This is a genomic window from Mixta mediterraneensis, from assembly GCF_030283135.1.
Lineage (GTDB): Bacteria > Pseudomonadota > Gammaproteobacteria > Enterobacterales > Enterobacteriaceae > Pantoea > Pantoea mediterraneensis.
On record NZ_JASUAZ010000027.1, the window covers coordinates 43822 to 51469 of the forward strand.

A 7648-nucleotide genomic window follows, 5' to 3' on the forward strand; every position below is an offset into this window, starting at 1 on the left:
TAACGAATCGGTGTAAACGTTACCAATCAAATTTCTTTTTTAGGGTCAGATGTAAATCAGTACGTTAGAAAGCACGATAAGCCATGCCTGTTCAAACGCTGCGCTAGTTTTAGCTGGAATGAAGAAGAAAAATGTAGAGCGGTATCACAACTCACAATCACGACAAATTGGTCCATATATTTAGCAAATTTAACCGAGTTGTAACTTTTGCAATGGATCACAAAATCACTGCTGACGGCAGAAAAGTGCATATTCTCAGCCAGCGATGACTAACCCTTCACGCACGCCAATTCCAGGATAGGAGCACTCACACACAACAGGAGATACCCGATGCGCGCCATCACCCTCGGACTGGATTTTGGCAGTGATTCGGTACGTGCGCTGGCGGTGGATTGTCAGAGTGGCAAAGAGCTTGAAAGCGCGGTAGTGAGCTATTCGCGCTGGCAGCAAGGTCTTTACAGCGATCCGCATGCCAACCGCTTTCGTCACCATCCGCAGGATTATATTGACGCTATGGAACAAGCGATGCTCGGCGTGCTAAATGCGCTGAGTGAAGAACAACGCGCCGCCGTCGTCGGGATTGGTGTGGATACCACCGGCTCAACCCCTGCCCCTGTCGATCGTGACGGCAACGTTTTAGCGCTGCGCCCTGAATTTGCCGATAACCCCAACGCGATGTTTGTGCTGTGGAAAGATCACACGGCCATAGAAGAAGCCGAAGAGATCAACCAACTTTGTCGCAGCGGACGCTTCCCGGATTACAGCCGTTATATTGGCGGAATTTACTCCTCTGAATGGTTTTGGGCCAAGATCCTTCATATATCCCGTGAAGATGCGGCAGTACGCGACGCGGCTGTTTCCTGGGTCGAATTGTGCGACTGGGTGCCTGCGCTGCTCAGCGCGACCACCGCCACGGCGCAACTGCGCCGTGGTCGCTGTGCCGCCGGTCATAAAGCGTTATGGCATAGCGACTGGAGTGGCTTACCAGACACAGATTTCCTTAATGCACTTGACCCGTTGCTGACGCAGCAGCTTGATTCGCCCCTATTTAAACAGACCTGGACGGCGGATATTCCGGTTGGCACGCTCAGTGCGGCGTGGGCACAGCGCCTGGGTTTAACGCAACGGGTGACGATTTCTGGCGGCGCGTTTGATTGCCATATGGGCGCAGTCGGCGGCGGTGCCAAACCCTATACCTTAGTGAAAGTCATCGGTACATCCACCTGTGACATCCTGATCGCAGACAGCGAAAAGGTAGGCGATCGCGCAATCAAAGGCATTTGTGGTCAGGTTGACGGCAGCGTGATGCCGGGCGCGATTGGCTGTGAAGCCGGGCAATCTGCCTTCGGCGATATTTACGCCTGGTTTAGTCGCCTGCTTGGCTGGCCGTTAAAGCTGGCAGCAGAACAGCATCCTGAACTGAAACCACAGCTGGCAGACTTGCAAAAAGGGCTGATTAAAAATCTGACCGACGCCTGGGCCACCGATCCGCACCTGGATCACCTGCCCGTGGTGCTGGACTGGTTCAACGGCCGCCGCACGCCTAACGCGAATCAGCGACTGAAAGGGGTGATCGCCGATCTTAATCTTGGCACCGACGCGCCCGCGCTGTTCGGTGGGCTGATCGCTGCCACCGCTTTTGGTGCGCGCGCCATTATGGAGTGTTTCGAGCAGCAGCAGATCCCGGTGGAAAACATCCTGACGCTTGGCGGCATTGCGCGTAAGTCCCCCGCTATCATGCAAGCCTGCTGCGATGTGATGAATCGCCCGTTAGACATCGTCGCCTCTGACGAATGCTGTGCGCTGGGCGCAGCGATTTTTGCCGCCGTCGCCGCCGGTGTTTATGCCAGCGTTCCCGAGGCTCAACGCGTGATGGCCAGCCCGATTGCCGTCACTTTGCAACCCGACCCGGTGCGTGTCGCACGCTATCAGCAACTCTATCAACGCTATCAACAATGGTGCGTGACGGCAGAACCGCATTACGCCCCACGTCCCGCTTCCGCTCAATAATGGAGACATTTTATGGAACAGTTCAACACACACAGCGTGTGGTTTGTGATTGGTACACAACACCTTTACGGAGCGGAAACGTTACGTCAGGTAGAACAGCATGCACAGCAAGTGGTCGAGGGCCTGAATCAGCATGCAGCGTTACCCCTGCGTCTGGAGCTCAGGCCGCTGGTGAAATCACCAGATGAAGCGCTGGCGCTGTGTCGCGACGCGAATCACGACCCCAAATGTGTCGGCATCATTACCTGGTTGCACACTTTTTCTCCCGCCAGGATGTGGATCGGCGGTCTGAGCGTGCTAAACAAACCGCTGTTGCAGTTCCATACGCAGTTCAACGCTGAGATCCCGTGGAACAGTATGGACATGGATTTTATGAACCTGAATCAGACCGCGCACGGCGGCCGCGAATTCGGTTTTATTGGTGCACGCATGGGGCTGCAACACAGCGTAGTAACCGGTCACTGGCAGGATCAACAGAGCCAGCAGCGCATCGGCAACTGGATGCGCGCCGCAATCGCGAAACAGGCCAGCCAGCAACTTAAAGTTGCGCGTTTTGGTGACAATATGCGTGAAGTTGCGGTTACCGAAGGGGATAAAGTCGCGGCACAGATCCAGTTTGGTTATTCAGTTAACGGCTGGGGCGTGGGCGATTTGGTTGAGGTGATCAACAGCGTCAGCGATGGCGATGTTAATGCACTGATTGATGAGTATGAAAGTCAGTATCGCTTTACTGACGTGGCGGCAGTAGGCGGCGAAAAACGGCAAAACGTGCTGGATGCCGCACGGATCGAGCTGGGCCTGAAACGCTTCCTTGAAGCCGAAGATTGCCACGCCTTTACAACCAATTTCCAGACACTGCACGGCATGAAACAACTGCCGGGCCTGGCCGTTCAGCGTTTGATGGGGCAAGGTTATGGGTTTGCTGGCGAAGGCGACTGGAAAACCGCCGCGCTGCTGCGTATTTTCAAAGTGTTAGCGGGCGATCGCCCAGGCGGCACTTCCTTTATGGAGGATTACACCTATCATTTCTCGCCGGGCAACGATTTGGTGCTGGGTTCCCATATGCTGGAAGTCTGTCCTTCCATCGCCATTGAAGAAAAACCGCTGATTGACGTGCAGTTCCTCGGTATCGGCGATAAAGCCGATCCGGCGCGGATGCTTTTCTCAACGCCCGCAGGCCGTGCGATTAACGCCAGCGTGATTGATATGGGCGATCGCTTCCGTTTGCTGGTGAACGTGGTGGATGCCATTGAACAGCCGCAGCCCTTGCCGAAATTACCGGTGGCACGTGCGCTGTGGCGTGCCCAGCCTTCGCTGGCGACCGCATCAGAAGCCTGGATTCTGGCTGGTGGCGCGCATCATACCGTGTTCAGTCAGGCGTTGAGCCTTGATGATATGTATCTGTACGGCGAAATGAACGACATTGAGGTGTTAGTCATTGATGAACATACGCAGCTACCCGCCTTTAAAGATGCGCTGCGCTGGAATGAAGCTTATTACCGGATAACACGTTGACTTATTGTGTAATGATGCACGGATTCGTCAGGTTTAAAAACGGTGCTGTCCCGTCATAAATGATGGGCAGTTTCGTAAAAACGCGGTGAATCCTGACAGGCATCTTTCCGGCCAGCGCACTGTTTTTCAGTAAAAAGATACAGTAAAAAGAGAGGCAGAGAGCAACCTTCTGCCGGGTCGCCAGGGGGAGCGTTTAGGCTCCCCCGCTTGTTAACAGCCGTCAGGCAAGTTTTTAACACGCCCTCAGATGCCATCCCTTCGGTTTAATCAGCGTTTCTTATCTGCAACCTTACCTGCTTTGCCATTTTGCGGGCTTCACGTACCGCTGCCGGGCAATATGAAGCCCAGCCTGCTGAAAGCAGGCTGGGGAGCAAAGGAGGCATGATTTCGTTGATCCGGCAATAGTCTGATAAGACTGAATGAAAAACGCGGCGCTAACGAGCCGCCAGAGATTTACGAACTTAAGCGCTTAACCGGCGCGTTCTGCTGACGATCCCACATCACCGTTAATAAGCGTTGCAGAGCAATAAAAGCAAACAGCAGAATGCCGATGGCGATTTTGGTCCACCACGAACTCAGTGTGCCGTCAAAGTTGATCCAGGTTTGAATTAATCCCTGAATCAATACGCCAAACAGTGTGCCTAATACGGTGCCAACGCCGCCAGACAGCAACGTTCCGCCAATGACAACCGACGCAATGGCGTCCAGCTCCACGCCCAGACCCGCCAGCGCGTAACCCGCCGAGGTATAGATTGAAAAGACTATCCCTGCCAGCGTCGCTAACATAGTGGAGAGCATATAGATTTTGATGGTGGTCGCACGGGTCGAAATCCCCATTAACTGAGCCGAGGTCAGGCTGCCGCCAATGGCATAAACCTGATTACCAAAACGTGTCCGGTGCGCGAGAATAATCCCACCGACAACCACAACCAGCATAATGACGGCCAGCAAACTCAGCCGCCCCCCGCCTGGCACCTTCCAGGCGAGACTGGAAAGCATGCTGTAAAACGGATGATCAATAGGAATAGAATTTTCCGATACCAGATAACTACAACCGCGCAGAAAAAACATACCCGCCAGGGTGATGATAAATGCCGGGATTTTCAGCACATCAATCAGCCAGCCCATCATCGCGCCGAACAGCGCACCCAGCGCCAGGATCAGCGCGAACGCCAGCAGAGGATTCACATGGAGATCGCCAATCACGCGCGCCAGAAACACGCCGGTAAACGCGATCACCGCGCCAACGGATAAATCGATGCCACCAGACAAAATCACAAACGTCATGCCGACAGCAATAATGCCGAGGAAAGCGTTGTCGGTCAGGATATTGCAAATCACTCGCGTTGAAGCGAAGCCGGGAAACTGGCTCAGGCAGAACAGGTAGCCAGCGATAAACACCAGCAAAGTGATCATCAAAGGAAGATGACGTTTAATCATGATGGACGCCTCCGCTTAAACATTGCAATAAAGCGCGGCGATTGCAGTAACAGCACGCACATCACCACCACGGCTTTCACGACCTGATTCAGTTCAGGTTGAAAGCCGGAGAGCAAAATACCGGTATTCATTGACTGAATGATCAACGCGCCAATCAGCGACAGCACTAAATTGAACCGTCCGCCCATCAACGAAGCGCCGCCAATAACCACCGCCAGAATTGCGTCCAGCTCCAGCCACAAACCGGCATTATTGGCATCGGCACCACGAATATCGGCCGCGACAATTAAACCGGCAACCGCAGCACAAATGCCGCTGACCATATAGGTAGTCATCACCACCAGCCAGCCCGTCACGCCCGCGTTTCGTGCGGCACGCAGGTTAATTCCTACCGCTTCGATAAACAGGCCGAGCGCAGTTTTGCGTGTCAGCAGCCATACCAGCAGCGCCACAACCACGGTAATCCATACCGGCACTGGCAACATCCACAACGAACCATTACCAAACCAGCCTAAGCTGTCGCTATTGAAAGTGACAATCTGGCCCTGGGTAATTAACTGCGCAATACCGCGCCCGGCAACCATCAAAATCAGGGTGGCAACAAAGGGTTGAATACGCAAGAGCGCCACCAGCACGCCATTCCATAATCCACATAACAAACCGGTGCCCAGCGTGGCGAGGATAATAAACAGCAAACTGTGACCGGCGACCGTTAAGGTCGCGGCTGTAGCCCCGGCAATCGCCATGACCGCGCCAACGGATAAATCAATACCGCCAGTGGCAATCACCAGTGTCATACCGGTCGCCAGCAACGCCACCGGCGCGGCGCGATTAAGAATATCAATCGGGCTACCAAACAGACGGCCATCCTGCAGGTGCACGGCAAAAAAGTTATTCGCGACCAGACTATCCACCAGCAGGACCAGAATGAGCGCAGCAATTTGTGGCATACCCGGCGGTAGCTTCAGCTTACGCCGGTTCGATTTTTCAGGTGTCATATGGGATTCAAGCATGTTGTGCTCCTCCGTTAGCAATGGCGTTAACAATTGATGCCACCGAAAGCTGCTCCAGCGGGATTTCTGCCACCTGCTTCAGGTCGCGCATGATTAATACGCGGTCGGCATAACTCACCAGCTCTTCGAGTTCAGAGGAGATAACCAGCAGCGCAAGCCCATCCGCGCACAACGATTCGATTAAGCGAATGATTTCAGCATGAGCGCCCACGTCAATGCCGCGCGTGGGTTCGTCGAGGATCAAAAACTGCGGCCTGGTCACCAGCCAGCGCGACAGCAATACCTTTTGCTGGTTGCCACCGGATAACAGTTCAACCGGCTGATCGGCATGTGGCGTACGGATGCCCAGGCTTTTAATAAAGCGCTCGGCAATCGCCTGCTGCTCACGCTTTTTGATCGGTCTCAACCAGCCGCGCTGCGCCTGTAAGGCCAGGATAATATTTTCACGGACCGAAGCCGCGCCGATGATGCCGTCTGTTTTACGATCCTCCGGGCAAAAACCCATGCCCAGTCGCGAGGCTTTGGCGGGCGTGCGAATATGTTGCACTTTGCCTTTCAGCGTGGCCTTACCGCGATCGGCCCGGCGGATACCAAACAAAACTTCAGCGGTTTCTGTACGACCTGAACCTAACAAGCCCGCCAGGCCAACCACTTCACCGGGCCGCACGTGCAAGTTGAACGGCTCAATAGTGCCTTTTTTGCCATAATCTTCGAAAGAAACCACGGGCTGATCGCTGCGCAAGGTACTGCCCTGACGCTGCAAGGCGGTTTCCAGTAATTCCCGACCTAACATCAACTTAATCAGTTCAATCTGTGGCAGCGACGCGGTTTCACGCGTTGCGATAAACTGCCCGTTACGTAACACGGTGATACGATCGGTGATGCGATAAACCTGATCGAGAAAGTGCGTAACAAAAATCAGGCTCATCCCTTTGGCTTTCAGCTGCGCCATCAGGCTAAACAGCAGGTCCACTTCGCTGGCATCAAGGCTGGCGGTGGGCTCATCAAGGATCAATACCTGCGCGGAAAGATCGACAGCGCGGCAAATAGCAATAATTTGCTGCATCGCCACCGAGTAATGACCAAGCGGGCGCGTTACATCCAGCGCGAAGCCGTAATTGCGCATCAGTGCATCGGCATTGCGGACCATACGCTTGCGATCGATTATGCCGAAACGATGGGGTTCGCGCCCAATAGAGAGATTGTCGGCCACCGACATGTTAGGTAACAGGTTCACTTCCTGATAGACAGTACCAATGCCCATCGCCTGCGCATCGGCGGTATTATGTGGCGAGACGGCATGGCCGTTTAAGGTAATGGTGCCAGCATCGCGGGTGTAAACGCCGGTCAGCACTTTGATAAGGGTGGATTTACCCGCACCGTTTTCCCCCAGCAATGCCATAATTTCGCCTTTGCGAATGCTGAAAGAGACATTATCCAGCGCCTTTACGCCAGGAAATTCTTTGCTGACACCGCTGATGGTTAACAGCGAATCTTCATTGTGTGTGGTCATCCGGCTAACTCCGCCTCACGTCACGAAAATCTATGGTCCCCACCATTTTTGCAACACTGATTTTTGATTAATGTTGGCTTGCCTAAATCTATCCGGCGTCACTATGGGCATGGATGCCCGCGCCTCGATGAGTTCCGCACCTGATGGAGCCTTAAAA

5 protein-coding genes are annotated in these 7648 nt (G+C 54.0%); 2 read left to right on the forward strand and 3 right to left on the reverse strand.

All coding sequences use genetic code 11. The features are described 5' to 3' along the window. Positions 1-330 precede the first annotated feature (330 nt). Together QRY16_RS15175 and araA are read left to right on the forward strand one after the other, a co-directional pair. The gene (locus QRY16_RS15175) at positions 331-2010 is read left to right on the forward strand and encodes a ribulokinase (protein WP_289777189.1); all 1680 of its coding nucleotides are present in this window, start codon (positions 331-333) and stop codon (positions 2008-2010) included. Between the two features lie 12 nt (positions 2011-2022). Then, complete coding sequence (araA, locus tag QRY16_RS15180) at positions 2023-3525, forward strand: L-arabinose isomerase (RefSeq protein WP_289777190.1); 1503 nt, start codon at positions 2023-2025, stop codon at positions 3523-3525. Between the two features lie 453 nt (positions 3526-3978). Here araA and yjfF read toward each other — a convergent pair whose 3' ends face one another. Genes yjfF through QRY16_RS15195 form a run of 3 tightly spaced genes read right to left on the reverse strand, consistent with a single transcriptional unit; the run spans position 3979 to position 7491 of the window. Continuing rightward, the gene (gene yjfF / locus QRY16_RS15185) at positions 3979-4965 is read right to left on the reverse strand and encodes a galactofuranose ABC transporter, permease protein YjfF (protein ID WP_289777191.1); all 987 of its coding nucleotides are present in this window, start codon (positions 4963-4965) and stop codon (positions 3979-3981) included. Continuing rightward, positions 4962-5978 carry a galactofuranose ABC transporter, ATP-binding protein YtfT gene (ytfT, locus tag QRY16_RS15190; RefSeq protein ID WP_193404096.1) on the reverse strand — a complete coding sequence of 339 codons (1017 nt, stop codon included), beginning with the start codon at positions 5976-5978 and terminating at the stop codon, positions 4962-4964. Before ytfT ends, yjfF begins: the two co-directional genes overlap by 4 nt. Beyond that, the gene (locus QRY16_RS15195) at positions 5971-7491 is read right to left on the reverse strand and encodes a sugar ABC transporter ATP-binding protein (RefSeq protein ID WP_289777192.1); all 1521 of its coding nucleotides are present in this window, start codon (positions 7489-7491) and stop codon (positions 5971-5973) included. Before QRY16_RS15195 ends, ytfT begins: the two co-directional genes overlap by 8 nt. Positions 7492-7648: the final 157 nt, after the last annotated feature.